The organism is Brachybacterium sp. 107 (assembly GCF_052379725.1).
In the GTDB taxonomy this organism is placed as follows: Bacteria; Actinomycetota; Actinomycetes; order Actinomycetales; family Dermabacteraceae; genus Brachybacterium.
Genome location: NZ_JBQSYW010000015.1, coordinates 1 through 26,553 on the forward strand (window position 1 = coordinate 1; position 26,553 = coordinate 26,553).

At 70.1% G+C, this 26,553-nt stretch carries 22 protein-coding genes; 9 read left to right on the forward strand and 13 right to left on the reverse strand.

The features are described from left to right. Nucleotides 1-839 (reverse strand): DUF3710 domain-containing protein (locus tag ACT3UL_RS14580; RefSeq protein WP_444578993.1); only part of this gene is annotated, 839 nt, incomplete at its 3' end. A gap of 3 nt (nucleotides 840-842) precedes the next feature. Beyond that, complete coding sequence (dut, locus tag ACT3UL_RS14585; RefSeq protein WP_444578995.1) at nucleotides 843-1,376, reverse strand: dUTP diphosphatase; 534 nt, start codon at nucleotides 1,374-1,376, stop codon at nucleotides 843-845. Between the two features lie 60 nt (nucleotides 1,377-1,436). Here dut and ACT3UL_RS14590 point away from each other — a divergent pair, with 60 nt between their 5' ends. After that, on the forward strand, nucleotides 1,437-1,991 hold the full coding sequence (locus ACT3UL_RS14590; protein ID WP_444578996.1) for a DUF3093 domain-containing protein: 555 nt from the start codon (nucleotides 1,437-1,439) through the stop codon (nucleotides 1,989-1,991). 195 nt (nucleotides 1,992-2,186) lie between these two features. Here ACT3UL_RS14590 and ACT3UL_RS14595 read toward each other — a convergent pair whose 3' ends face one another. Continuing rightward, nucleotides 2,187-2,489 carry a DUF4193 domain-containing protein gene (locus ACT3UL_RS14595; RefSeq protein WP_444578998.1) on the reverse strand — a complete coding sequence of 101 codons (303 nt, stop codon included), beginning with the start codon at nucleotides 2,487-2,489 and terminating at the stop codon, nucleotides 2,187-2,189. A 285-nt stretch (nucleotides 2,490-2,774) separates the two neighbouring features. Between ACT3UL_RS14595 and sepH the strand changes: the two genes are divergently transcribed. Continuing rightward, nucleotides 2,775-4,190: a septation protein SepH gene (sepH, locus tag ACT3UL_RS14600; RefSeq protein ID WP_444579000.1), complete on the forward strand. Its 1,416-nt coding sequence runs from the start codon at nucleotides 2,775-2,777 to the stop codon at nucleotides 4,188-4,190. A gap of 106 nt (nucleotides 4,191-4,296) precedes the next feature. Here the strand turns inward: sepH and ACT3UL_RS14605 are convergent, their stop codons facing one another. The 3 genes from ACT3UL_RS14605 to ACT3UL_RS14615 are packed head-to-tail and all read right to left on the reverse strand — an operon-like array spanning nucleotide 4,297 to nucleotide 8,826. Next, a complete protein-coding gene (locus ACT3UL_RS14605; RefSeq protein ID WP_444579001.1) occupies nucleotides 4,297-5,496 on the reverse strand; it encodes an alkaline phosphatase family protein in 1,200 nt (399 codons plus the stop codon). Then, a complete protein-coding gene (locus ACT3UL_RS14610; protein WP_443335441.1) occupies nucleotides 5,489-6,064 on the reverse strand; it encodes a DUF5998 family protein in 576 nt (191 codons plus the stop codon). The genes ACT3UL_RS14605 and ACT3UL_RS14610 overlap by 8 nt, the downstream gene beginning before the upstream one ends. Before the next feature lie 26 nt (nucleotides 6,065-6,090). After that, nucleotides 6,091-8,826 carry a bifunctional acetate--CoA ligase family protein/GNAT family N-acetyltransferase gene (locus tag ACT3UL_RS14615; RefSeq protein WP_444579003.1) on the reverse strand — a complete coding sequence of 912 codons (2,736 nt, stop codon included), beginning with the start codon at nucleotides 8,824-8,826 and terminating at the stop codon, nucleotides 6,091-6,093. Between the two features lie 102 nt (nucleotides 8,827-8,928). On the opposite strand from ACT3UL_RS14615, the gene ACT3UL_RS14620 reads away from it, so the two are divergent. From ACT3UL_RS14620 to ACT3UL_RS14635, 4 genes are all read left to right on the forward strand, one after another. Continuing rightward, a complete protein-coding gene (locus ACT3UL_RS14620) occupies nucleotides 8,929-11,385 on the forward strand; it encodes a DNA gyrase/topoisomerase IV subunit A (RefSeq protein WP_444579004.1) in 2,457 nt (818 codons plus the stop codon). A 53-nt stretch (nucleotides 11,386-11,438) separates the two neighbouring features. Continuing rightward, nucleotides 11,439-12,509, forward strand: coding sequence for a DUF998 domain-containing protein (locus ACT3UL_RS14625; protein WP_444579005.1), 1,071 nt, complete (start codon nucleotides 11,439-11,441; stop codon nucleotides 12,507-12,509). Between the two features lie 44 nt (nucleotides 12,510-12,553). Next, nucleotides 12,554-13,423 (forward strand): D-hexose-6-phosphate mutarotase, encoded by an 870-nt coding sequence (locus ACT3UL_RS14630; RefSeq protein WP_444579007.1) that lies wholly within the window; start codon nucleotides 12,554-12,556, stop codon nucleotides 13,421-13,423. A gap of 566 nt (nucleotides 13,424-13,989) precedes the next feature. Continuing rightward, nucleotides 13,990-14,289 (forward strand): hypothetical protein, encoded by a 300-nt coding sequence (locus tag ACT3UL_RS14635; RefSeq protein WP_444579008.1) that lies wholly within the window; start codon nucleotides 13,990-13,992, stop codon nucleotides 14,287-14,289. 102 nt (nucleotides 14,290-14,391) lie between these two features. On the opposite strand, the gene hisF is transcribed toward ACT3UL_RS14635, so the two are convergent. After that, nucleotides 14,392-15,177, reverse strand: coding sequence for an imidazole glycerol phosphate synthase subunit HisF (gene hisF / locus ACT3UL_RS14640; RefSeq protein ID WP_444579009.1), 786 nt, complete (start codon nucleotides 15,175-15,177; stop codon nucleotides 14,392-14,394). Then, nucleotides 15,174-17,291, reverse strand: a complete 2,118-nt coding sequence (locus ACT3UL_RS14645) for a DNA gyrase/topoisomerase IV subunit B (RefSeq protein ID WP_444579010.1) — start codon at nucleotides 17,289-17,291, stop codon at nucleotides 15,174-15,176. The genes hisF and ACT3UL_RS14645 overlap by 4 nt, the downstream gene beginning before the upstream one ends. Before the next feature lie 129 nt (nucleotides 17,292-17,420). Here ACT3UL_RS14645 and ACT3UL_RS14650 point away from each other — a divergent pair, with 129 nt between their 5' ends. Next, nucleotides 17,421-17,639, forward strand: coding sequence for a DUF7455 domain-containing protein (locus tag ACT3UL_RS14650; protein WP_444579012.1), 219 nt, complete (start codon nucleotides 17,421-17,423; stop codon nucleotides 17,637-17,639). Between the two features lie 230 nt (nucleotides 17,640-17,869). Here ACT3UL_RS14650 and ACT3UL_RS14655 read toward each other — a convergent pair whose 3' ends face one another. From ACT3UL_RS14655 to ACT3UL_RS14670, 4 genes are all read right to left on the reverse strand, one after another. Further along, nucleotides 17,870-19,282: an RNA polymerase sigma factor gene (locus ACT3UL_RS14655; RefSeq protein ID WP_444579014.1), complete on the reverse strand. Its 1,413-nt coding sequence runs from the start codon at nucleotides 19,280-19,282 to the stop codon at nucleotides 17,870-17,872. 215 nt (nucleotides 19,283-19,497) lie between these two features. Continuing rightward, nucleotides 19,498-19,923, reverse strand: a complete 426-nt coding sequence (locus tag ACT3UL_RS14660) for a universal stress protein (protein WP_444579015.1) — start codon at nucleotides 19,921-19,923, stop codon at nucleotides 19,498-19,500. Between the two features lie 69 nt (nucleotides 19,924-19,992). Then, nucleotides 19,993-21,231 carry a homoserine O-acetyltransferase MetX gene (gene metX, locus ACT3UL_RS14665; protein WP_444579016.1) on the reverse strand — a complete coding sequence of 413 codons (1,239 nt, stop codon included), beginning with the start codon at nucleotides 21,229-21,231 and terminating at the stop codon, nucleotides 19,993-19,995. Nucleotides 21,232-21,283: 52 nt separating this feature from the next. Next, the gene (locus ACT3UL_RS14670) at nucleotides 21,284-22,444 is read right to left on the reverse strand and encodes a hypothetical protein (RefSeq protein ID WP_444579017.1); all 1,161 of its coding nucleotides are present in this window, start codon (nucleotides 22,442-22,444) and stop codon (nucleotides 21,284-21,286) included. A gap of 151 nt (nucleotides 22,445-22,595) precedes the next feature. Here ACT3UL_RS14670 and ACT3UL_RS14675 point away from each other — a divergent pair, with 151 nt between their 5' ends. Further along, nucleotides 22,596-23,729, forward strand: a complete 1,134-nt coding sequence (locus ACT3UL_RS14675; protein ID WP_444579018.1) for a polyprenyl synthetase family protein — start codon at nucleotides 22,596-22,598, stop codon at nucleotides 23,727-23,729. Nucleotides 23,730-23,847: 118 nt separating this feature from the next. Here ACT3UL_RS14675 and ACT3UL_RS14680 read toward each other — a convergent pair whose 3' ends face one another. After that, nucleotides 23,848-24,201 (reverse strand): Rv2175c family DNA-binding protein, encoded by a 354-nt coding sequence (locus ACT3UL_RS14680; protein ID WP_444579020.1) that lies wholly within the window; start codon nucleotides 24,199-24,201, stop codon nucleotides 23,848-23,850. Between the two features lie 147 nt (nucleotides 24,202-24,348). Here ACT3UL_RS14680 and ACT3UL_RS14685 point away from each other — a divergent pair, with 147 nt between their 5' ends. After that, nucleotides 24,349-26,553 carry a PASTA domain-containing protein gene (locus tag ACT3UL_RS14685; RefSeq protein ID WP_444579021.1) on the forward strand — a complete coding sequence of 735 codons (2,205 nt, stop codon included), beginning with the start codon at nucleotides 24,349-24,351 and terminating at the stop codon, nucleotides 26,551-26,553.

Below are 26,553 nucleotides of genomic sequence, written 5' to 3' on the forward strand. Positions count from 1 at the left end.
AGACCGGGACGCTGACCGGGAAGGTTGAGCGGGATCAGCTCCTGCGGGGCCATCGCCTCACCGCCGCGCACCACCACCAGGCGGGAGATGACGGTCTCGATGGCCCGGGCCTGCTCCGCGTCGCTCAGGGCCTTGCCGGTGAGGATGGCCCGCAGGAACCAGCGTCGGCCGTCGATCCCGATGAACCGGGCGGGTCGGTACCCCGTGCGCCCGTCGGCACGCTTCACGGGCAGGCGCGTGATCAGCTCCGTCCCGAACGCTCCGGGACGGGTCTCGGCCGTCCCGCCCTGCTTCACGACGGAGTCCCGCAGCGAGGTCCGGACGTCGTCCCACAGGCCGCGGGACTTCGGAGCGGCGAAAGCCTGCACCTGGACCGAGGATCCGCCGATCACCAGGTTCGCGCCGGTGACGGCGCTCGTGCGCTGATCGACCTCCATCCGCAGCTCCATGCCGTCGATCGTCGGCACCTGCAGGCCGCCGAGGTCGATGCGATCCTCCTCGGGCGCGTCGCTCTCGTCGAACGGTCCCTCGGCGAGGTGATCACCGCGCCCGGTGGTCTCCTCGGCGCCTGCGTCGCCGGTCTCACCGGAGGCCTCATCTGCGGTCCCGTCCGACGGGGCCCCGACCTCCTGCTCGTCCGCCTCCTGCTCGGGGGAGGCCTGCACGACGTCGGCCGCGGAGCCCTCGTCACCCACAGCGGTGGATGCGCCGTCGTCCGCGGTCCCGTCGGCTGCAGTCCCGTCAGCTGCGGCGCCGTCTGCTGCTGCGTTCTTCTCGATGTCCTCGTGGGCGTCGACGGCGTCGACGTCCTGACGCTTCTTGCGGGAGAACAGTCCCATTGTTCAACCCTCCTGGTTCTCGTCGGTGGCGGTCGCTGCCGTTGCGTGCCCGAAACCGCCGCTGGAGCCGAAGCCCGAGGTGGACCGGTCGGTGGCATCGAGGTCGTCGGCCTGCTGCAGCACGGGGGTCATCACGGGGACCACGACCAGCTGGGCGATCCGGTCACCGGCTCGGAGCGTGAAGCTCTCCACAGGATCGGTGTTGTGCAGGGAGACCTTGATCGGGCCGCGGTATCCGGCGTCCACGACACCGGGGCCGTTCAGCACGGTGATCCCATGCTTAGCGGCCAGACCGGAACGGGGGCAGACCAGGCCCACCGTTCCTCCCGGCAGGGCGACGGACGTCCCCGTGTCGACGAGGGCGCGCCCGCCGGGGGGGATCTCGAGATCGACGGCGCTGGTCAGGTCCAGGCCAGCATCATCGGCGTGGGCTCGACGCGGCATCTCGGTCCCCGCAGCGAGCGCGATCCGCAGCGGAGGCGCGTCAGGGGCGGCGGCGCGGGCGGCCGCGTTCGTGGTGTCAGACTCTTCAGGCATGGGCACAGGGTATGCCGTCCAGCCCGAGAGCTCCCAGCACGCGCGTGAGACCATCGGAGCATGACCGCAGCACCCGATCCCGTCCCCGGGACGACGGCGGACGACGCCGCCTCGTCGCCCCCGCGCCCTGCGTCCCCCACGGCCCCCACGGCCCCCACGGCCCCCACGGCACCGCCGTACCGCGAGCGGCTGCTGCCCAGCCCCGGCGCCTGGATCGTGGTGATCGCGCTCGGTTCGATCGTCGGCCTGGTCATCGTGCCGCTGAACAGCATGCTCGCGCTCATCGTGGCGATCGTGAGCATCGCGATCGCGATCGTGCTCGCCGTGCTCTACTCCCCCGTGGTGACGGTCTCCGACGGGAAGCTCTCCCTGGGCAGCGCCCAGATCGACGTCGACCAGCTCGGAGACCCCGTGGTGCTCGAGGGCGAGGAGTGGCGCCTGCTGGTCGGTCAGGACTTCGAACCTCTCGCGTACCACTGCGTGCGCGGCTGGATCCATGGCGGGATCCGTGTCGAGGTCCACGACGAGGAGGATCCGACGAGCGCCTGGGTCGCCTCCTCGCGCCACCCGCAGGATCTCGCCCTCGCGCTGCGCACCGCCCAGCAGCACGCCTGACCACCCACCCACGCCGATCCGGACGCCTCCGGGGCGGAGCACGGGAGCCCACGAGAGCCCACGAGAGCCCACGAGAGCCCACGAGAGCCCACGAGAGACACCGCACCACGCGTCACCGCAGTGCACGCACCCGGCATGACGAACGGCGCCGCACCCCGAGGGTGCGGCGCCGTGATGCACGGAGGCTCCGGTCGCTCAGGCGGCCGCGCACTCCTTGCAGATGATGAGGGTTCCCTCGACGTGGTCGATCTGGCTGCGGTGCTTCACCAGGAAGCAGCTGGCGCAGGTGAACTCATCGGCCTGACGGGGCAGGACCCGCACCGAGAGCTCCTCGCCGGAGAGGTCTGCGCCGGGGAGCTCGTACGAGTCCGCCGCCTCTGCCTCGTCCTCGTCGACCGTGGGGGCCGCCGACTCGTTGCGGCGACCCTTCAGCTCCTCGATCGAATCATCGTTCGACTCATCGTCGTTCTTGCGCGGGGCATCGTAATCTGTGGCCATCTACGGTCCGTTCTCGTGGTTCGCGGCGGTCGTCCGACCTGGGGAGGCTTGCTGTCATCCAGCACATCGCGATCGCCCTCGCCCCCTCTGGGCCGGTCCGGATCGAAACGCTGAATGCGGCGGCATTATTGCAGAGAGGTCTGTGCTCGGCAACCGACGTCACATTCGGGGGCGCAACACGCCCTGCTTCCCGGCGCGGACGCCGCCGGGGAGCACTGCTACGGGATATGGTCGCTGCCTAGACTTCTGCACGCCACCGACCAGGCTGCGACGGAGAGGACGACGATGCGAGAGATCGAACTCGACGGGATCCATGACGATGGAGAGCATGTGATCCTGGTCGACTCCGATGGCGAGCGGTACACGCTGCGGATCGACAAGGCGCTGCGCGCCGCGGTGCGCACGGACCGACCGGCGCTCGGCATGATCCAGGCTGCCGATGCTGCGCCGCTGCGCCCTCGCGAGATCCAGGCGATGCTCCGTTCCGGACGCAGCGCCGAGGACATCTCCGAGGCCGCCGACATCCCGGTGGACCATGTCCGCCGCTACGAGGGCCCCGTCCTCGCCGAGCGGGAATGGACCGCTCAGCGAGCACGCACCTTCCCCGTCGGCCGTGGTGGCCCGAGCCTCGATGATGTCGTCGCCGAGCGTCTTGCCGCCCGGGAGGCGACCGAGGAGACCGCCTGGGACGCATGGCGCCGAGCCGACGGCACGTGGACCCTGGAGCTGACCTTCTCCGCGGCGGGCCGCACCCGCCAGGCGCATTGGGTCGCCGAGATCGACAACCGCTCGGTCGCACCGGTCGATGACGAAGCGCGCTGGATCAGCGACGAGGACGCCCCGCCCGAGCCGACGCGCGGCCGTGCGCGCCTGCAGGCCGTGAAGAGCTCGGTCTACGACCTCGAGGCCGACGGCTCCTTCGACGAGAGGACGGCCGCTCCTCGGCGCGGCCGCGCCCCCTGGCCGACCCAGCACCCGACGACCGACGGCCCGGCCGCGCCCCTCGACGACAGCGAGCTCGATGCGCTCAATGCCCGTCGTGGCCTGCGTTCGGTCCCCCCGCCGGTGGACGACTCCGGCTCGGTATGGACCAGCCTCGATGAGGATCTCCTGGACGACGCCCGGACCGACGATGCCTCGGCGGCATCCGGTGAGCCGGCGGGCTCCGCCGAGGAGGCGGCACGCACCGACGGGACCGACGGCGCTGACGAGTTCGCCCGGACGGACGCGCCGGGCGCGTCGGGCGCTGCAGGAGGGACTGCGGAGTCGGCGGGCGTCGCGTTCGAGGAGGTCGCGGACTCCGACCGGGATGCCTTCCTCGAGCACACCACGAGCGACGCGGATCTCCTCGACGAGGCGACCGATGACGACGCGACGGACGACGCCACGGATGCCGCGGCCGACGGTCCCGAGGACCAGGACGACGTTGATGCCGCCGACGTCACGGGCGAGCATGCCTCGAGCGCGTCGACCAGCTCGTCTCCCGGTGGGAAGGTCCTCGACGAGCGGCACTTCCAGGACACCGTCGATCTGACGCCGCTGCCGGGCTTCAGCGCGACGTCCGCGCCATCACCGTCGGATCCTGTCGATCCGGCCGAGCAGCCCAAGCCGGCCAAGTCCCCGAAGGGCTCCAAGGCCAAGAGCAAGCGGGCCTCGATGCCCAGCTGGGACGAGATCGTCTTCGGCTCGAAGCACGACTGATCCTGATTCACCACTGATCCTGATGCACCACTGATCCGGACTCACGACCGAACCGGATCACCGCTTCTCTGATCGGTGCCGCTGCCCGCACCGATCAGAGAGGCGCTCAGACCATGACGCGCAGGAGCGGGACGACGCTCTCGGCCTTCGTGAGCGATCCGTGCACGCCGATCATCGCGCGGGCGGACGCCGGACGCCGTGAGAAGTCGTCCACGCTCCACCGGTCCCGAGCGAGCACCAGCACGTCGGGCAGGCGCCCGGCGACCCGCCCGGACACCTCGGTGCCCACCGAGGCGAGCAGCCCCGAGGAGAGCACCTGGGCCCGGTCCAGGACCAGGGCACGCCCTCCCAGCAGATCGCGGAGTCCGCTCGTGAGCTCCTCGGCGGCACCGTCCCCCTCGACAGCTCGCAGTGCGAGCGCACGGGACTCCCCCGCGACCGACGCGGCCAGTCGTTGCAGCCGCGGATGGTCGGCGAGATCGATCGTGGTGCTCGGCGAGGTGTCGACCATGCCGTGATCCGCTGTGACGTGGAGCCGCGTGCCACGTGGCAGTCGGCGCAGCAGCGATCCGAGGAGCGCATCGACCTCGGCGAGAGCCGTGCGCCACTGGTCGCTGTCCACCCCGTGATGGTGCCCGGCGTGATCGACGTCGTCGACGTGGAGATGGACCAGGCCGTCGGGGCCGGCGCGGTGGAGCGCGGTGCGCACCGCTTCGACCCTGTCCCCCCGGCCGTGGCCCAGGAACTCCCAGCCGCGGTACGCCACACCGCTGAGGTGAGACCCGGCGTGCTTGGACGGGGCCACCTGGACCGCCCGGCGGGTGCCCTGCTCGACCAGAGTCGGTGCGGGCATCCACCGTCGCGGATCCACCGATCGGTCACCGGAGATCTGGTTCAGGGGCTGGCCGGAATCCGGGTCGTAGGTGAGATATCCCAGCACCCCGTGCACGAGCGGGGGCAGGCCGGTGTGCAGCGAGACCATCGCCGTGGCGGTGGTGGCCGGGGACACGGTGCGGATACGCGTGATCTGCCCGTCCAGCCGGCGCAGGGTCGGGGTGAGGGCGCGGTGCGTGGAGAGCAGCCTGGAGCCCACTCCGTCGAGCAGGATCACCACGTCGCGTCCCGGTTCCGGCGCAGAGACCAGCGGTGCCAGGACGTCCAGGAGGGCTGGTCGTGCGCCGTCTGCGAACGGGGCGGGCAGCAGGTCGTCGGGCCAGTCGATGGGCTGCGCCGGGACAGCCGGGCCGTCGGCCCGGGCGCTGGGGGCGCCGTGCTCCGGATCGGCCATGGTGGTCCTCTCAGGCATCCAGGGCGTCGACCGCGTCGACCAGCTCGTCGTGGAAGCGCAGAGCGGCCTCGACGGCATCGTCGCCATCGGCAAGGGCGCTGACACGCAGGGCGAGGTCCGCCGGGGCCATCGTGCCGGTGTATCCGTGGTCGGCCTGGCAGCTGGGGTCCTCGCAGACGGCGCGCTCGAGATCCACGCGGTGGCTGCCGCTCCACGTGATGCCGAGCGTGATCTCGGCCTCCCGGCCCGGGGTCTGCTGCCCATCGGTGTCGAAGACCTGGGAGAGACCGGTGGAGGCGATCCTCTGCAGCCGGACCCGCTCCGTGGTCGAGACGACCTGGCTCGGGTTCAGGGCGTCGGCCGGGTCGTCATCGAGGTGCGTGACCAGCAGGTGGGTGGCCGTCAGGACGAGGACCGTGAGGTGCCGGCGCACTTCAGGGCCGTCGAAGGTGGTCTCCGGCCGTACGAGGTGGGCCAGCGGCCGCGCACCATGCAGGGAACGCTTCAGGCTCTGAGCGGCCGTCTGCGGGAAGTATCCGGCGGTCTCGAGCTCTGTGAGGAGATCAGCGGGAAGAGCTGTGGTCATCGGACCAGTGTCCCACGCTCCCGGGCTCAGGAGCCCGCCGGTCCCGACAGGGCGCGACGGGAGCCGTCGGTCCGGTTGGGGGCCGGGCTCAGCCGGACGGCGGCACCGACCACGCTGACGCCCTCCTGCCCCACCAGCACCGGGTACAGCTCGAGCATCGCGAGCTCCGGGAGGTCCTCGGCGAGCAGACCGATGCGCACCAGGAGGTCGGCGAGCGCCTCACGATCCGCGGGCGGGAGCCCCCGGCTCCCCTGGAGCTTCACCGCGCTCGCCGGGGTGTCGATGAGGGCGCGCGCGGCGTCCTCGCTGAACGGCGGGATGGCGTAGGCGATGTCATCGAGCAGGTCGGTGGCGTCCCCCGCGACGGAGAGGGACACGACAGGGCCGAGCGAGGGGTCCTCGACGCTGCGCACCACCATCGGCACGCCCGGCGGGGCCATCGCCTGCACCTCGAGCGGGGCGCTCGAGTAGGACAGGTCGCGCCGCATCGCCGCGACCGCATGGCGCAGCTGGATCTCATCGGGGATCGCCAGGCGCACTCCCCCGAGATCCGCCCGGTGACGCAGCACCTCATCGGTGCTCTTCAGGGCGACGGGATAGCCGAGGCCGCGTGCCCGCTCCACGGCATCGTCGGCGTCGAGGACCGCGTGGGATTCCAGCACCTCGATCCCATAGGCCGACAGGAGATCTCTGACCTCGCCGGCGGTGAGGTCGCGTGCAGGGGTCGACGTGCCGCTGGCGGCGAGGGCCCGGTCCACGAGATCGCGGGCGCCGGCGCGGTCGACGTCCTCGCGGTGCGCGGGTTCGTCGTCGTCGACCGCCGGACGCAGTGCGGCCGCGAGCATCCCGGCCCCGGCGCGGACCACCCCGTAGGGCGTGGCATGGAGGGGAGGAAGGTCCTGGTCCCGTCGGATCGACGCCTGCACCTGGGCGAACCGGTCGGCGTCGGTGATCAGGCAGACCAGCAGCACCACCTCGGAGTGGCGGGCCACGGTCGCCATCGCCCGGATCACCTCGAGGGCGTTCCCGCTGAGGGGGTCGAGGAAGCCGGCGATGACCAGGTCCACCTGTCCGAGGGCGGCCATCGAGGTGAACGCGCGCTCGATCAGACGAGGGTCCGACGCCAGGGGGACGCTGTGGTTCTCGGCCACCACCTCGAGACCCGCCTGGTCGGTCGCTCCGCGCAGGGAGGCGCCGAGCGCGGCGGTGTTCGAGAGCAGCCCGACGCGCTGCCCCGGGGGCAGTCCCTGGCGTCCGATGGCGTCGGCGATGTCCAGGAGATGGTCGACCCCGGAGGCCTGCACGGCACCGGAGGAGCCGAGCACCTGGTCCAGGGCGCGGCGCGGCAGCACCGAGCGGCGCACATCGTGACCGGGGGGCGTCGTGGAATCGATCCCCGGCGGCCGCAGCACGATCAGCGGAACCTTCCGGGTGAGGCGACGGGCGAGCCGTGTGAACTTCCGCGGGTTGCCCATCGATTCCAGGGCGAGCGCGATCACCCGGACGCTGTCGTCGTCCTCCCAGTGCTGCAGGGTGTCGTTGAGGGAGACGTCCGCCCGGTTGCCGACGCCGACGAACTCGTGGATGCCGATCCCGCGGGTGTCGGTCCCTGCCAGCAGCAGCGCGGACAGCGCGCTGGACTGCCCGGCGAGCGCCACGGGACCCGGGTGCGGCATCTTCGGGGCGAGGGAGAGGCTGATCGCCTCCTCGCCCGTGCGCAGGAAACCGAGCGACCCCGGGCCCAGCAGGCGCATGCCGTGCAGGCGGGCACGGGCCACGAGCCGCCTCTGCAGCCGGCGGCCCTGCTCGCTGTCCGTGAACCCCTCGGTGGGGATCACGACGCTGCGCACCCCGATCTCCGCGCACTGCTCGATGGCGTCGAGGCAGGCTTCGGGGCGCAGGGCGATCACCGCGAGATCGACGGTGCCCGGGATGTCCTCGATCCGAGCACGGGTACGGTGACCGCGCACCTCGAACGCGTCCCGGGAGATGACGTGGACGGCGCCGGAGTATCCGGAGTTCTCGAGCGCCGTGAGGAACCGGCCCCCGGCGGAGTCGGCGCGGGAGGACACCCCGATCAGCACGACGGACTCCGGGGTCAGGAGGCGCTCCATGGCGCGGGCCTCCGCACGGTGCTCGCGCTCCGCCATCACCGCGAGGGAGCGTTTCGTGGGGTCGATGCGGAAGGAGACCAGGACCACGCCGTCGTCCATGGTGCGCTCCACGTCGAAACCGGCCTCGGTGAACACGTTGATCATCTTCGCGTTCTGCGGCAGCACCTCGGCGGTGAAGAAGCTGATGCCCCGTTCGCGGGCCGCGGCCGCCAGGTGCTCGAGCAGCACCGAGGCGAGACCGGAGCCCTGGCGCGCGTCGGAGACGTTGAACGCGACCTCTGCCGCTCGTGGATCGATCCGGTCGTACCGGGCCACAGCGATGATCTCGTCCCCCACCAGCACGATGAAGGCCACCCGGTCGTGGTGGTCGACGTGCGTGAACCGTGCGAGGTCCCGGGGGGAGAGCTGCGGCATCGCCGCGAAGAACCGGAGATAGCGCGAATGCTCGGACTGCCGTGTGTGGAAGTCCTGGAGGGCGTCCGCGTCCGCGGGGCGGATGGGCCGCAGATGTGCCGCGGAACCGTCACGCAGGGCGATGTCGGCCTCCCAGTGCGCCGGGTACTCCTCAGCGGGGTCACCGGCGGCGTCGGCGGCACGACGCCGCAGGGAGCGCAGCGGTTCGAGCCGGGGCACACGACTGTCGGGCATGATCGGATCCTATCGTCGACGATCGTGGAATAGACGGGATTCACGTCCCGTCCGGGCCCTGGCTCCCGGAATCATGGCCGGTCATGCGCCATGATGTCCCTCATGGCCCGATCACGAAGCACCCAGCCGCCCGCCGGGGATGACGAGGTCGACGAGACGATCGTCGACATCGACGTCACCAGCGAGATGGAGACGTCGTTCCTCGAATACGCGTACTCCGTGATCTATTCCCGGGCGCTTCCGGACGCCCGAGACGGGCTCAAGCCGGTCCAGCGCCGCATCCTCTACATGATGGCCGAGATGGGGCTGCGCCCCGAGCGCGGGCACGTCAAGAGCCAGCGCGTCGTCGGCGAGGTGATGGGAAAGCTCCACCCCCACGGCGACACCGCGATCTACGACGCCCTGGTGCGCATGGCCCAGAGCTTCAACATGCGCATGCCCCTCGTGGACGGGCACGGCAACTTCGGCTCCCTCGACAACGGCCCGGCGGCGGCCCGGTACACCGAGGCCCGCCTCGCCAAGGCGGCTCTGCTGATGACGGACTCGCTGGACGAGGACGTCGCGGACATGATCCCGAACTACGACAACCAGCTCACCCAGCCCGAGGTGCTGCCTGCGCAGTACCCGAACCTCCTCGTCAACGGGGCGTCCGGCATCGCGGTCGGGATGGCCACGAACATGGCGCCGCACAACCTGGTCGAGACGATCGCTGCGGCCCGCCACCTGATCGACCACCCCGACGCCGATCTCGAAGCCCTCATGCGCTTCGTCCCCGGGCCCGATCTGCCCACCGGAGGGCGGATCGTCGGGCTCGACGGTGTTCGTGATGCGTACCGCACGGGTCGCGGCTCGTTCAAGATGCGGGCCACGACGCGCATCGAGAACATCACCTCGCGGCGCAAGGGCATCGTCGTCACCGAGCTCCCCTACCAGGTGGGGCCGGAGAAGGTCGCCGAGAAGCTGCGTGACGCGGTCCAGGCCAAGCGCGTGCAGGGCATCACCGACTATCAGGACCTGACCGACCGCCACCACGGCCTGCGCCTCGTGCTGACCGTGAAGTCGGGTTACGACCCTGAAGCGGTGCTCTCGCAGCTGTACAGGTACACGCCGCTGGAGGAGTCCTTCGGCATCAACAACGTGGCCCTGGTCGACGGTCAGCCGCGCACCTTGGGCCTGAAGCAGATGCTCGAGGTCTTCGTCGACCATCGGCTGCAGGTGGTGCGCCGACGCACCGAGCACCGGCTCGGCAGGCGCAAGGCGCGCCTGCACCTGGTCGAGGGCATGCTGCTGGCGATCGTCGACATCGACGAGGTCATCCAGATCATCCGCAGCAGCGACGACGCGGAGTCCGCACGCACCCGCCTGATGGGCGTCTTCGATCTCTCGCAGCTGCAGGCCGAGTACATCCTCGAGCTGCGGCTGCGCCGGCTGACGAAGTTCTCGCAGATCGACCTCGAGGCCGAGCGTGATGACCTGCGTCGGGAGATCGAGGAGCTCGAGGAGATCCTCGGCTCCGACACGGTCCTGCGCACGCTGGTCTCCACGGAGCTCGCCGCCGTCGCCGCCGAGCACGGGGACTCCCGGCGCACGGTCCTGCTGGAAGCGGCCGATCAGCCCGCCGTCACCGCCTCCGGATCCCTCGAGGTGGCCGACGAGCCCTGCCGGGTGCTGCTCACCGGTACGTCGCTGGTGGCGCGAGTCGCCGGGGAGGACGACGTGCTGCGCGAGGGCCGGCGCAGCTCCCACGACGTCATCGTCTCGGATGTGCTGACCTCGACGCGGTCCACGATCGGGGTCGTCACGGATCGCGGCCGGGTGCTGCATCTGTCGGTCGTGGAGCTGCCTTCGCTCGCCCCCACCGCAGGCGCCCCGTCGCTGGCCGGCGGAACCCGGCTGAGCGATCTCCTGGACCTCGACCGCGAGGAACGACCGCTGGGCCTGATCCGACTCTCCGAAGCGGACGTGGCCCGCGGCGGAGCGATCGCGCTCGGCACCCGCCAGGGTGTGGTCAAGCGCGTGCAGCTCGACTTCCCCCGGACCGACGGCTTCGAGATCATCGCGCTCAAGGACGGGGACACCGTGGTGGGTGTGGTCGACCTGGAGGAGGACAGCGACCTGGACCTGGTCTTCGTCAGCTCGGACGCCCAGCTGCTGCACTTCCCCGCCTCCGGGGTCCGGCCGCAGGGCCGTGGTGCCGGTGGGGTCGCCGGGATCAAGCTCGCCGCCGATGCCCACGTGATCGCCTTCGGGACGGTCGACGTCACTGCTGCAGCGGACGTCGTCACGGTCTCCGGCAGCTCCGGCACCCTGCCCCTGCTGCAGACCGGCTCGCTGAAGGTCTCCTCCCTCACCGAGTTCCCGGCCAAGGGGCGTGCCACCGCCGGGATGCGCTGCCACCGCTTCCTCCGCGGCGAGGACACCCTCATCGGCGCCTGGGTGGTGCCGCACCCCGCCCGGGCCTGCTCCGAGGCGGGCCAGCCGATCGATCTGCCCGAGCCCACGGGCCGACGAGACGGCTCCGGCACCCCGGTCGCCGTGCCGATCGCTGCGGTCGGCTGACCCCTCCTCGGCGAGATATCCCGATGACGCGTCCCGGCACCAGCACCTCCGTGATGTCACGCACCCGCGCCCGGCTGCGATCGACGGAACCGATCCGGGCGGAGGGCATCAGCCTCACGCTCGGCCTCGCCGGGGCGGTCACGGGCCTGGTGGTCGGCCTCCTCGTCCTGCGCGGCACAGCTCCCCTGTCCGGCCCGGGGTCCATCGGGGAGCTCGCCGCCGTGTGCGCGCTCGCCGTCTCCGGTCTGGTCGCCACGGGTGCCCTCCTCGTGCTCGCCCCGCGGGTCCACCCGTGGATGCAGGACATGCCGTGGTGGCGACGAGTTCTGGCCGTCGCCGGGCCGTCCCTGGTGTACGCGGTGCTCGCGTTCCTGCTGACCGGTGCGATGTTCGCGGTGCTGCAGCTGGCGTTCCAGGGCGTGGCGCTGGATCGCTTCGCGAGCACGTTCTGGGTGAGTGCCAGCACCGGGGCCTGGGCCTACATCGTCGGGGCGGGCTCAGCGGCCCTCGATGGCCGCTCGCTCGCCACGCTGCTCATGGCCTTCCTCACCGTCGGGGTGCTGTCCGCCGCGATGCTGGCCCCGGATCCTTACTGGTGGGAGCAGTTCTTCTCCCAGCTCGGCGCAGGATCGGATCGGGCCGGGCTCGCCTTCAACCTCACCCTGCTGCTGACAGGCTTGGCCTTCGTCGCGGTCGGGGACTTCCTCGGGCACGACCTCGGGCTGTGGGCTCGTGCGGCCGGCGAACCACGGTGGAAGGTCCAGGTGGTGCATGGGACCCTGGCGGTGCTGGGAGCGCTGCTCGCCCTGGTCGCCCTGATCTCCCTGAACGTCAGCGAGTACTGGCACAACGTCGTCGCCGAGTCCCTCGTGGTGGTCTTCGGACTCGCACTCGTCGTCTTCCCGGTGCTGCTGCGCCGGCTGCCCGGCGGTCTGCTCCTGTTCACCGGCATAGCGTTCGCGATCCTGGTGATGCTGATCGTCCTGTTCGAGGTGGTGGGCTATCTGAACATGACGGCCTTCGAGATCGGCACGGCGGTGACGGTGTACGTCTGGCTCCTGCTGTTGATCCGGGCGGTCTCCGCAGCCGGGGACGGCGTCCGCGAGACGACGGCAACTCCCTGACACCCGCCGTTCGAGAGCCCATCCCCCGTGGGACGATGAGTGCCATGAACACTTCGAGCACTGCCGCATCCGTCTCCCTGCCTGACGGGGTCCTCCTCGAGCAGCTCCACGGCGCCGACGCGATCGTCGTCGACGTCCCGGCTGCCCGCGCAGTCGTCCATCTCGACGGCGCGCATCTGACCAGCTGGGTTCCCGCCGGGGAGTCCGATCTGCTGTGGCTCAGCCCCGACTCGGCCTTCGGACCCGGCGAGGCCATCCGCGGCGGCATCCCGCTGGTCGGCCCCTGGTTCGGCCCCGGGCGCGACGGGACCATGGCGGTCAAGCACGGCTGGCTGCGCACGGTCCGCTGGGATCTCGTCTCCGCGGCCCTCGACGGCGATGATGTCGTCCTGGAGCTGGAGACCCCGCAGGACGCCGCAGAGCTCACGGGGAGGGTCGTCTTCCGCATCGGTGCCGAGCTCTCCGTGGATCTCACGCTCACGGCCGGGCAGGAGGCCCTCGAGATCGAGGCCGCGCTGCACACCTATCTCGCCGTCGCGGACGTGCGGCAGATCGCGATCGACGGGCTCCGAGAGGCCGCGTACCTCGACAACACGCGAGGACTGGCCGCCGACGTGCAGGGTGATCAGGCGCTGCGCCTGACCGGCTCCACCGACAAGATCTTCGACGCGCACGGGGAGGTCACGATCCTCGACGAGGCGGGGTCCCGCCGCATCGTGTCCAGCCCGCGCGGCACGACGAAGACCGTGGTGTGGAACCCCTGGCCCGAGCTCGCCGCCGGGATGGGCGACCTGCCCGACGATGCCTGGCCCGAGTTCGTGTGCGTCGAACCGGCCGTGGCCAAGGATCGCTTCGTGACCCTCGACCCGGGCGCCGCACATACGCTCGGCGTCACCTACCGCATCGAGCACTGATCCGTCCGGGGCTCTGAGCGCACCGCTGCCCGCTCACCGCTCACCGCCCACCGTTCGCCGTTCGACGTTCGCCGTTCGCCGTTCGACGTTCACCGTTCACCTTGAGGACCCGGTCCTGCCCTTCGCCGGGCGGGACCGGGTCCTCTGCCGTCCTGCTCGGCCCTTCTCGGCGTGGTTCTCCGTCGAGGTGAGCACTATTTATTCGCTTGTGGTCCGCACTCTGCGATGGTCGACTGTCCTCATGGAGATGCACACCACCCCGTTCCCGGCTCGTACGGCCGCGGTCCTGGTCGGCTGCGCTGCGTCCCCCCTCGGGCGTCACGGATCGACCGTGCGCAGGGCAGCGACCGGTGGGGTACCCCGCACCACCGGCAAGGCCGCATAGGCCCTCCCGACGCCGGAGATCGCTCCGCGTCGCACACCCATCGGCCCGTCGCGCCGATCCTCGTCACGACACCTCTCTCGACGCTCGTCGAGCGCTTCGTGACGCCCTCCTCTCTCTGCGGACACATCGTGTCCGCTGGCGCGAGAAGACTCGAACGCACCCCATCGGCCAGGAGGCCGCCATGTCCGTCCAGACACCCCTCGACCGTCCACCCACCACCACCACCGCCCTCACACCGCTGTCGACGCTGCGAGCTCCGCTCCCGGAGCACCGCCGGGCGCTGCAGGCTTCGCCGGAGCGCGCTCCGTCCGAACCGGGCATCGCTGCGAGCGTCGTTCCGAGTGTTGACGTGCGCGCCGCACGAGTCCGCCGTCGTGCCATCGAGCGCGCACGCCGGCGCGAAGCCGCCGAGCAGGCCCTCCAGGAGCGGGATCAGCTGTTCCTGAACGCTCTGGCGACCACCGCCATGCCTCGGCGATGACTCCGACGGCTCCGGGCTCCGGGCTCCGGGCTCCGGGCTCCGGGCTCATAAGACAGGACCCCGTCCGTTCCCGGACGGGGTCCTGTCGCCAGCGCGGCGCGATCAGCGCACGGTGATGCCGTCGGCGGCCATCGCCTTCTTCGCGTCGGCGATGGTCATCTGCTGGAAGTGGAACACGCTCGCCGCGAGCACGGCGTCAGCGCCGACGTGCACGGCCGGCGCGAAGTCCTCGGGCTTCCCGGCACCGCCTGACGCGATCAGCGGAAGGTTGGTGGCCCCTCGCGCGAGCCGGATCAGCTCGAGGTCGAAGCCCTGCTCGGTGCCATCGGCGTCCATGGAGTTCAGCAGGATCTCCCCGGCGCCTCGCTGCGTCACCTCGCGGATCCATGCGATCGCATCGATGCCGGTGCCGCGACGGCCGCCGTGGGTGGTGACCTCGAAGCCGGACCCGGTGCGGGCCGTGCCCTCCGGGGTGTCCTTGGTGACGCGCCGGGCGTCGATCGAGAGCACCAGAACCTGGTTGCCGAAACGGTGGGAGATCTCGCTGATCAGCTCGGGACGTCCGATCGCAGCGGTGTTGACCCCGCATTTGTCGGCGCCCGCCCGGAGGAGCTGATCCACGTCGTCCACCGAGCGCACCCCGCCGCCGACGGTCAACGGGATGAAGATCTGCTCCGCGGTGCGGCGCACCACATCGATCATGGTCGCCCGGCCCCCGGAGGAGGCGGTGACATCGAGGAAGGTGAGCTCATCGGCCCCCTCCGCCCCGTACCGGGCGGCGAGCTCGACCGGGTCCCCGGCATCGCGCATGCCCTGGAAGTTGACGCCCTTGACGACACGGCCGGCGTCGACATCCAGGCACGGGATCACACGGACGGCGACACTCATGCGTCGATCCTCTCCAGGTCGAGCTCTTCGGCTCCTTCGATGATGAACTGCTTGCGGGGCGCGACCTCGGAGCCCATCAGGAGCTCGAAGACCGCACTGGCGGCCTCCGCATCCTCGATACGCACCCGACGCAGGGTGCGGTGACCGGGATCCATGGTGGTGTCCGCCAGCTGATCAGCGTCCATCTCACCCAGACCCTTGTAGCGCTGGATCGGCTCCTTGTACTTCTTCCCCCGCCGCTCGAGGTTCTTCAGGAGCTTGTTCAGCTCTGCCTCGGAGTAGGTGTAGACGAGCTCGTTCTTCTTCTTGCCGCCGTGGATGATCTCCACGCGGTGCAGCGGCGGGACCGCGGCGTAGACACGCCCGGCCTCGACCAGCGGCCGCATGTAGCGATGGAACAGGGTCAGCAGCAGGGTGCGGATGTGGGCACCGTCGACGTCGGCATCCGTCATCATGATGATCTTGCCGTAGCGAGCGGCGTCGAGGTCGAAGGTGCGCCCGGAACCGGCCCCGATGACCTGGATGATCGCCGCGCACTCGGTGTTCTTGAGCATGTCCGTGATGGACGCCTTCTGCACGTTGAGGATCTTGCCGCGGATGGGCAGGAGCGCCTGGTACTCCGAGGAGCGCGCGTTCTTGGCGGTGCCCAGGGCGCTGTCACCCTCGACGATGAACAGCTCGGAGCGCTCGACGTCATGGGTGCGGCAGTCGGCGAGCTTGGTCGGCATCGTGGACGACTCCAGGGCGTTCTTCCGCCGCGAGACCTCCTTGTGCATCCGTGCCGCGATGCGTGCACGCATCTCGGAGACCACCTTGTCGACGACCAGCGCGGCCTGTTCCTTCTCGCCCTTCGTGGTCGAGGTGAGGAAGGTGGTCAGCCGCTGCTCGACGATCTTCCCGACGATCGCGCGGATCGCCGGGGTGCCGAGGATCTCCTTGGTCTGGCCCTCGAACTGCGGCTCGTCGATGCGCACACTCACGACAGCGGTCAGGCCTGCCAGCGCATCGTCCTTCTCGATCTTCTCGTTCTTGGCGTTGAACTTCACCCGTCGAGCCTGGTTCTCGACCTGCTTGCGCATCGTCTTGACCAGGGCCTGCTCGAAGCCGGACATATGGGTGCCGCCCTTGGGCGTGGCGACGATGTTGACGAACGAGCGCAGCGTGGAGTCGTAGTCGGCACCCCAGCGCAGCGCGATATCGACCTCACAGGAACGCTCCACGTCGGTGGAGACCATGTGCCCGTTCTTGTCGAGCACGGGCACGGTCTCGGTGTAGTCGCCCGATCCCTGCAGGCGGATCACGTCGGTGATCTTCTCGTCCTGCGCCAGGTACTCGACGAACTCGCTGATCCCGCCGTCGTACTTGTAGCTGCGTGTGGCCGGTTGGTCCGGGGAGGCCTCGGGACGCTGATCGGTAACGGAGATCTGCAGGCCGGGCACGAGGAACGCCGTCTGTCGGGCCCGCCGGTGCAGCTCGTCGAGCGCGAAGTGGGATCCCTTGATGAAAATCTGCGGATCCGCCCAGTACCGCACCCGGGTCCCGCTGACTCCGCGCTTCGCCGTGCCGATCACGCGCAGCTCCCCCGGTCCCTGAGCAGGGGTGAAGGGCGCGTCGGGGTCCGGCTGGTCGCCGTCCTCGAAGGTCCCCGGCTGACCTCGCCGGAAGCTCATCGCGTAGGTCTTGCCGGCACGGTCCACCTCGACGTCGAGCCGGCCGGAGAGCGCGTTGACGACGCTCGCGCCGACACCGTGCAGGCCGCCGGAGGCCGCATAGGAGCCGCCGCCGAACTTCCCCCCGGCATGGAGCTTCGTATAGACGACCTCGACACCGGTCAGGCCCGTGCGCGGCTCGACATCGACCGGGACACCACGACCGGTGTCGCGGACCTCGACGGAGGCGTCGGGATGCAGGATCACCGAGATGGAATCGCCGTGACCGCCCAGGGCCTCGTCGACCGAGTTGTCGAGGATCTCCCACAGGCAGTGCATGAGCCCGCGGGAGTCCGTCGAGCCGATGTACATGCCGGGACGCTTCCGCACCGCCTCCAGCCCTTCGAGGACCTGGAGGTTGCGTGCGTCGTATGCGGATTTCTTCGTGCTGCTGGAGGTGGCCACGCCTGGGATCCTACGTGCCCGGCGCCGTGGAACCGCGCATTGCGGCACCGCTCACAGATTCGTTGCGCCCCGAGCGAACCACGGGCCCGAGCACTCCCCAGGGGGCGCATCCGATGCTAGAAAAGGACTATGAACCTGACTCTTGAAGCCCCCCGGCTGACCGCACACGACCGCTGCGACCGCTGCGGCGCCCAGGCGTACGTCAAGGTGCTCCTGGAGGCCGGCGGCGAGCTGATGTTCTGTGCACATCACGCCCGCGCCCACCAGGACGCCCTCAAGGACGTCGCCTCCGAGGTCATCGACGAGACGGAGAGGCTCCACGCCAAGCCGGAACCGGTCGAGGACTGATCACCGTCTGAACCACGGCCCGGGTGACGTCACCCCGGACCTCAGACGAGAGGGCACCCACCGCTGGTGGGTGCCCTCTCGTGGTCTCGGACGCCGACGGCCCGTACGTCCAGACGGCGACTCTGCGCAGACGCTGGCTGCCTTCAGACACCGACTGCCTTCGGACGACGGCGGCGCCGGGACCTGTTCACAGGTCCCGGCGCGGCCGTCGAGGTCGTGCGGGGTCGCCCTCAGTCGAGGTAGTCGCGCAGCACCTGCGAGCGCGAGGGGTGACGCAGCTTCGACATCGTCTTGGACTCGATCTGACGGATCCGCTCGCGCGTGACGCCGTAGACCTTTCCGATCTCATCAAGGGTCTTGGGCTGCCCGTCCTCGAGACCGAAGCGCATGGAGACCACTCCGGCCTCGCGCTCGGAGAGGGTGTCCAGCACCGAGTGCAGCTGCTCCTGCAGCAGGGTGAAGCTCACGGCATCCGCCGGGACCACAGCCTCGGAGTCCTCGATGAGGTCACCGAACTCGCTGTCGCCGTCCTCACCCAGAGGGGTGTGCAGGGAGATCGGCTCGCGGCCGTACTTCTGGACCTCGACGACCTTCTCCGGGGTCATGTCGAGTTCCTTGGCGAGCTCCTCGGGGGTGGGCTCCCGGCCGAGGTCCTGCAGCATCTGCCGCTGGACACGAGCGAGCTTGTTGATGACCTCGACCATGTGCACCGGGATGCGGATCGTGCGGGCCTGGTCCGCCATGGCGCGGGTGATCGCCTGACGGATCCACCAGGTCGCGTAGGTCGAGAACTTGTAGCCCTTGGAGTAGTCGAACTTCTCCACGGCGCGGATCAGACCGAGGTTGCCCTCCTGGATCAGGTCCAGGAACAGCATGCCGCGGCCGGTGTAGCGCTTGGCGAGGGAGACCACCAGTCGGAGGTTGGCCTCGAGCAGGTGGTCCTTGGCGGCCCGCCCGTCCTCGGCGATCATCCCGAGCTCACGGCCGGCCTTCGTCTTGGCGATCGACTCGTCGCGCTTGAGCTTCTGCTCCGCGAAGAGACCGGCCTCGATACGCTCGGCGAGCTCGACCTCCTGCGCGGCGTTCAGCAACGCCACCTTGCCGATCTGCTTGAGGTAGTCCTTGACCGGATCGGCGGTCGCACCAGCGGTGACGACCTGCTGGGCAGGTGCGTCATCCTCCGAGGCATTGAAGATGAAGCCACCTGAGGCCTCGACCTTGGCGTCAGCCGCCGACGCCTCCTTCTTGGGCTCCGACTCCTCCACCTCTTCGTCGGCCTCGTCCTCCGCGTCCTTCGACGCGGCGGCCTTGGACGCCTTCGTGGCGGCGGGCTTCTTCTTCGCAGCGGGCTTGCGCGCGGCAGGCTTCTTGGCCGCAGGCTTCTCGGCGGCGGGAGCCTCGGCATCATCCGCCGGCTCCGCGGCGGTCTTCGTACTGGACGTGCGCTTGCTCGGGGTTCCGGCGGTCTTCGCGGTCGTGCTCTTCGCGGTCGACGCGGAACGCTTCGAGGTCGCGTCCGCCTCGGGGACGGCCGCCTCAGCGGTCGTCTCGGTGGCGGTCTCAGCGGTCTTGGAGGAGGTCACAGAGTTCCTTCTTCCGGCGGTGACCCTGGGGTGCACCGCCACACTCGGGCGATCAGTCATCTCGGCGCGGCTCGGGTCCTGGGGCAACCGTCGAACCGGTGTCTACCGGGTTCACGGCGCACGAAGGCACGGTGCCGTCAAGCCTCACAAGTATAACGTCCTGCGCGAGCACTTATTCCCGGCCGCGCCCAGAAGCCTCGGCAGCGTCTCTCCGCACCCCGGCAGCGCCTCCTGCTGCGCCTGCTGCCGCACCCCCGAAGGGCGCGGCACGAACTTCAGGCGACCGAGTGCTTGCTGGTGCCCGCGTGCCGGTCATCGTCCTTCACGGCGAGCACGGGGCACGGCGCTCCGAGCACGACACGTCGTGCGGCGGCGCCGAGGTTGAGCTTCCCGATGGGCGACTTCCGCCTCAGCCCGATCACCAGCAGGGTCGCCGAGAACTCATCGACCACGGTCAGCAGGAACTCACCGATGTCCGGCAGCGATCGACGACGCAGCACGACGTCGACCCCCTCCGCATCCGCCTCGGCCAGAGCGTCCTGCACGTCCTCCTCCGACGGGGCGGCGAGCCCGTCCGGAGCTTCGCAGAACTGGTAATAGGCGACGACCAGGTCCGTTCTGTCCCGCTTGGCGCTCCGGACTGCAGAGCGCAGGGCAGCCATGCCCTGGCTCGATGGTGTGTAGCCCACGACAACTGTCATTCGCCAGCTCCCAACTCGGGACGGTTCTCGAGACGCCTCGCTCGAGGGCCGTCGACTGATCCCACCAGCTTAGCCATCGAGCAGGTCCGCGATCCACCCGTCGAGCTCCGGATGGGCGAGCAGGAATGCATCGTGCCCGACCTCCGAGTGCGCGACATGCCAGCTGGAGCGTGGGATGTGCTCGACCATCTCCGCCACCAGCGACGGAGGGAAGAGACGATCGGAATCGATCGCCACGACGAGCGCACGAGCGCTGACCCGGGACAGCGCCGCGTCGACCCCGCCGCGACCCCGGCCGACGTCGTGCGTGCTCATCGAATGGGCGAGCACGAGATAGGAGTTCGCGTCGAAGCGACGCGCGAGCTTGCCGGCATGGTGGTCCAGATAGCTGGTGATCTGGTGACGCCCGACCCCGTCGAAGGGGTCCTCGGACTCCTGGGGGCGATTCCCGAATCGGGTCTCGAGCTCCGTCGCGGTGCGATACGTGGTGTGGGCGATGCGGCGAGCGATGCCGAGTCCCAGCTGCGGACCCTGGCCACCGACGACGTCGTAGTAGTCGCCGCCCCGGAACTCGGGGTCGACGCGGATCGCAGCGCTCTGGGCGCTGTTCCAGGCGATCTGATCAGCGGTCGCCCGAGCCGAGCTGGCGATGACAGCGAGCCGCTCCACCTCGTCCGGATGGCTCACCGCCCATTCGACCGCTCGCATCCCGCCCATCGATCCACCGATCACGAGACTCCAGCGCTCGATCTCGAGCTGGTCGCGCAGACGTCGTTCAGCGGCGACCTGGTCCCGCACTGTCAGCACCGGGAACCGGGAACCCCAGGCACGTCCATCGGGAGCCAGGGAACTGGGCCCGGTGCTCCCCTGACAACCACCGAGGATGTTCGGCGCGATCACGAACCAACGGTCGGTGTCGATCGGGAGACCGGGACCGACCACGTCCTCCCACCATCCAGGACTCGGATGCGCGGCGCTCACGCCTCCACGCACGTGCGAGTCCCCGGTGAGCGCGTGCAGCACGAGAATGGCGTTGCCGCCATCCGCGTCGAGGGCACCCCAGGTCTCGTATGCCATGGTGACGTCCTGGAGCACCGTGCCGCTCTCGAGCTCGAGAGAGCCGATGGACATGAACTTCCGGTCCCCTGCCCCGTGCGCGGCGGTCCAGGCGCCCGTTGAAGCGGCCGGCGGGACATCCGGGGCGGGCTCTCCGGTCACCTGTCGGTCCGGGGACGAGGTCGCGGCCCGTCGGCTCGGGGTCGACGAGGTGGTCGCCGTCGTCCGGTGCAGAGCTCCGAGTGCGGTCATCGGCGGCTCCTCCTCCCTGCGCTCCGGCCGGCTCGCACCAGTCGTCCCGGAGTCAGGGACTGGGCCACCAGGCCGGAAAGATCGGCGTGTCGGTCATACGTGCCAACAAGGGTGCCAGAGTCGATGCCGGTTCCCGTTCCCAGAGCTCATCCACGAGACCGCCCGCCGTCGCGAACCGGTGGTTCCACCAGGCCAGCAGGACGAGCATCGCGGTCAGCCCTCGCCACGCCTCCCGGGCGATCCCGTGGTTCGGGAGTGCCGGATCCGCGCATCCTGCCGCCACGACATCGCGCAGCTGCTGAATCGCGACATACCAGTCGCCACCTGCACAGACGTCGACATCCGGGGTCCAGGACCCGTCCCGGACGAGGATCTGCAGCAGCTGCTCCCGATCGATCGGGGCGGCGTTCCCCCGATCGACGCAGCGCGCGAGCAGCTCCCAGTGCAGGCGCTCGACGGCGACGGCGGACACCAGTTCCGAGATGTGTTCACAGTCCGTCACGAAGCGCGGAGCCGCAGGACCCTCGGCCCCGGCGCGCAGCCTGCGCAGCGCGTCCCGTGCTCTGGCGAAGAGCTCCCCCGGATCGACGGCGGCGTCGAGGGCCGTCCGGGTGAGATGCAGGTGGCGACCCACCAGCTCGAGCCGCGGCTCGTCCCGGGGCGGCCGCGGTATGGAGCGTCCGACGAGGACCTCGTCGGCAGCGGCGCGAGTCTCCTGGAAGGGACGCAGCGGCTGCGGCGGTGAGACCAGGAGGCGTTCCTCGTCGCCGTCGGGCTCGCCCCGGATCACCTGCCGGCACTGCGCGTTCGCGACGAGCCAGAGGGACTCCAGCGGAAAGGGGTCCGGAAGCAGGTGAGCGGCCGTCGCGAGGAACCTCGCCGACAACCGCACCGTGAGCTCCTCCACGGCGGGTTCGGGCAGCTCACCGTCTCCGTCGCCGACGACGATCATGGCAGAGGCCCGACGACAGCCCCGGCTCAGCAGGAGCTCCAGATGCTGCTCGAGCCGGTCCGCCCAGCCCGGGGCGAGGAGGTCGGACAACTCGGACGTGGTCACCACCGGAGGCTGCCCGCTCTCCCCGCACCCCATCACGATGAGGCAGTCGGTCGGGATCTGACGCAGGCAGATCCTGGTCTCGGCGAGGAACTCGGAGGGGTCGTAGGGGTGCAGGACACGCCGAGCGGAGCCGGCTGGTGGGGTGTTGGTCGTCATGGACCGACCTTCGTGCACCGTTCGCGTCCACGCAGTCCTCCTGCCCGAGTTGGGGACGGACACCCCGTGTGGAGGAAAGGACCCTGTGCCCGTGCGGCACGCGGTCAGGACGCCGTGGGAAGATCATCGGGACCGTCGAAAGGGAGTACCGATGTCCTCTGCTGGAGCGCCGCTGACCGGTGCCGACCTCCGTGAGCTCGATCGACGTCTGGTCGAGCGGGTCGAGTCGATCACCGCCGACGAGCTCGCACGGCGACGCGGTCATCTCGCGGAGATCTCTCCGGAGTCCGCACAGCTGGTCGACACCCTCGCCCGCTATCTCGACGGAGGGAAGCTGCTGCGCCCACGCTTCTGCTTCTGGGGAGGGGCCTCCGCTCTGCACCGAGAGCCCACCGAGGACGAACTGGACGCGCTCGCCCGCTACGGCGCGGCGATCGAGCTGGTCCAGGCCGCCGCCCTCATGCACGATGACGTCATCGACCACTCCCCCGTGCGCCGGGGACGCCCGGCCCTCCATGTCGAGGCCGCGACGGACCACGAGCTCGCGAGCCTCGTCGGCTCGTCCGAGGATTACGGGATCGCGCTCGCGATCGTGCTCGGCGATCTCGCGCTCAGCTGGGCCGAGCAGCTCGCTGCCGCTGTCGATGTCGAGCCGACGAGGGCCGCCCGGGCCCGCCGGGAGTTCGATGACCTGCGCACTGAGGTCATGTCCGGTCAGTTCCTGGACATCCTCCACCAAGCAGGGGGCTTCTCCTCCGCGCCCGATGCGGAGAGCGCGGCTCTGTCCGTGATCCGCTGGAAGACCGTTCCGTACACGGTGCTGCGGCCGGTCCGGATCGGCGCGGCGCTGATGGGCGGGGACGACACCTCCCTCGACCAGCTGTCCGCCTGGGCGATCGAGGTCGGCACGGCGTTCCAGCTGCGTGATGACCTGCTCAGCGTGATCGGTGACCAGGACGAGACCGGCAAACCGATCGGCGGCGACATCGTCGAGGGCAAGCGCACCGTGCTGCTGGCGCGGACCGAGTCCGCCACCGATGCGGCCGGGCGAGAGCTGTTGGAGAGCGTCATCGGCCGCTCCGACGCGTCGCCGGCGCAGATCCAGCAGGTGCATCACCTCATGGTCGCCTCAGGCGCCGTCCGCTCGGTCGCCGACGAGGTCCGTGCTCGGGCAGCGCATGCGCGCGAGCTGCTGGCCGGCGCCACCGGCATCGGAGATCCCGGGCGGGCCGGACTCGCAGCCCTCGCCGAGCAGGCGACGGATGTCGACTCGCTGCCGGGCTGAGCGATCCCGGGGATCACGCGTACGTGGACGGGACGTGAGGCGCGAGGCGCTCCCGTGGACCTGGAAGATTACGCGAGGCGCTCAGAAGAAGCCCGTACGGGTCGAGCCGGACGGCTGGTCAGAGGGCGAGCGCCTGGGCCCGACGTCGCACCTCGCCGCGCTGACCGATGCGCAGCTGATCGATCGGACGACCGGGAAGCGACTCATCCTCGGTGAAGAGCCAGGTCAGCAGCTCCACATCGTCGAATCCACCGTCGCGAAGGATCGTGATCGTGCCGCGGAGGTGCGGGGCGATGCCCTCGTCCGTGAGCAGCAGCGCCGGGACCATCCGGACGACGGGGTCACCACGACGCACGGTGATGAGCTCCCCCTCGTCGACGAGTCGACGGACGCGGGAGACTTCCACGTCCAGGTGCAGGGCCACATCGGGGAGGGCGAGCCAGTCAGGGATGAGTTCATCGAGGGCATTCACGACACCAGGGTGCCACGCCCGAGGACCGGCGCGCACCCCGAGCGCGCCATCGGCCATGGACATCACGCCGACCGACGTCACACTCCCGAGCCCGATCGCCGTGTGTCGGTGCGAACTCCTCGCAGCAGTGCGTCGTAGATTGACCACGTGAGCGCGGCGACGTCGACTTCCCCCGGCATCAGCCTGCTCCTCGACGACCGTTATCGGGTCGAGGAGCCGATCGCGCGCGGCGGAATGGCGACGGTGCACCGCGGCCACGACGAGCGGCTGGACCGCGTCGTCGCCCTGAAGATCATGCATCCCCACCTCGCGATGGACGAGGACTTCCGTCGACGTTTCGGTCGGGAGGCCCGCGCCGCCGCGAGGCTCGCGCATCGCAACGTCGTCGGGGTCTTCGACCAGGGGGCCGACGAGGACCGCATCTACCTCGCCATGGAGCTCGTCGAGGGCGAGACCCTCCGCGCGCGGATCCTCGACCGTGGCCGTCTCACCATCGGCGAGACCCTCGATGTCACCGCGCAGGTGCTCGAGGCCCTGGTGGCCGCCCACGCCGCCGGGATCGTCCACCGCGACATCAAGCCCGAGAACATCCTCATGGCCCCTGACGGGCTCGTGAAGGTCGCCGATTTCGGCCTGGCCCGTGCTATCGGGTCGAGCAACTCCTCCGCCAGCGCGACGCTTCTGGGCACCGTCGCCTACATCAGCCCCGAGGTGGTCACCCGAGGTCACAGCGACGAGCGCAGCGACCTGTACTCCCTGGGGATAGTGCTGTACGAGATGCTCACCGGGGTCCAGCCGTTCCGCGGCGAGCAGCCCGTCCACATCGCCTTCCAGCACGTGCACGAGGACATCCCCGCACCGTCCACCGTCGCCTCCGGCATCCCTCGTGAACTCGACTCCCTGGTGACCTGGGCCGCTGCCCGACCGGTCGAGCAGCGCCCCGCCACCGCCGCTGATCTCCTGCGCGCGGTCCGAGAGCTCCAGGACACCCTCCCAGCCACGGTCCTGAGCACCCGCCCCACCCCGCGCGAGCTCGACGACACCTCGGACGTGAAGCTGCCGACCGCCCATCTCGATGACGTCGTCGCCGAACTGCGGCGCGGCCCCCGGGCGTTCCCGGCCGGACTGCTCGAGGACGATCACCGCGACAACGGCGACGAGAAGTCTCCCGTTTCCGACCACCTCGTCGACGAGGCGTCGGCCGTCGAAAAGGTCGAGGGGGGCGAGGAGGGCGAAGGGGGCGAGACAAGTTCGGAGCTCACGCCCGATCTCGACGGCGCAGAGGCAGCAGAGGGCTCCTACGGCGCAGGCAGCCCCGAGAGCTCTGAGGGCTCCGAAACCTCTGGGGGCCCTGAGGGCTCTGAGGACACAGCCGACGAGGACTCCAGCTCGCGCACCGTCGTGCTGCGTACCCCGAAGGGACGTCGTGGCCGCCATCTGCCCCTCGGGACACGGCACCGTTCCCGCCCGCTCGCGGTCGTGGCGGCGCTGTGCCTCGCGGCCGCACTGGTGCTCGGGGCATGGTCCGGCGGGGATTGGTACTTCAACACGGGCCCTGGGGCGGATCGCACCGTTCCCATCCTCACCGGCACGCAGCTGACCGACGCCGAGGCCGTACTCGACTCCGCCGACCTCGCCGTGCACACCGAGGAGCGGTTCGACGACACCGTTCCCGCCGGCCACGTCATCTCCTCGAGCCCCTCGACCGGGACCACGGTCAAGAAGGGCTCGGGCGTGGATCTCGTGGTCTCCAAGGGCGTGCAGACCTTCCCGGTCCCGGATGTCCAGGGCAAGACCCTCGAGGCGGCTCGCAGCGAGGTGGAGGACGCCGGTCTCGAGTTGGTGGAGGACGACCCGAAGTACTCGGAGACCATTGCGAAGGGCGAGGTCATCTCTCAATCCCAGGAGGAGGACGCACTGCCCGCCGGTGGCGAGGTGCACGTCGTCGTCTCCCAGGGTCGACAGCCGATCACCATCCCCGACCAGACCGGCAAGAGCGGTGAGAGCGCTCGCAGCGCGTTGGAGAGCGCCGGATTCACGGTGACGAGCTCATCGGCCCACTCGAGCAGCGTGCCTGCCGGATCGGTCATCTCCCAGTCGCCGGCGTCGGGCACCGGATACCGCGGCGACACGGTCAACGTCGTGACCTCGCTCGGGCCGGAGATGGTGAAGGTGCCCGACGTGTTCCAGAAGCCCGAGGCCGAGGCGAAGGCCACGCTCGAGGCCGCAGGATTCGCCGTCACCGTGGAGCACGATCGCGGCAAGCCGGTGTTCGGCCTCGTCTACGAGCAGTCCGCAGCAGCAGGGTCCGAGGTCGAGAAGGGCTCGGCGATCACCATCACCGTGTTCTGA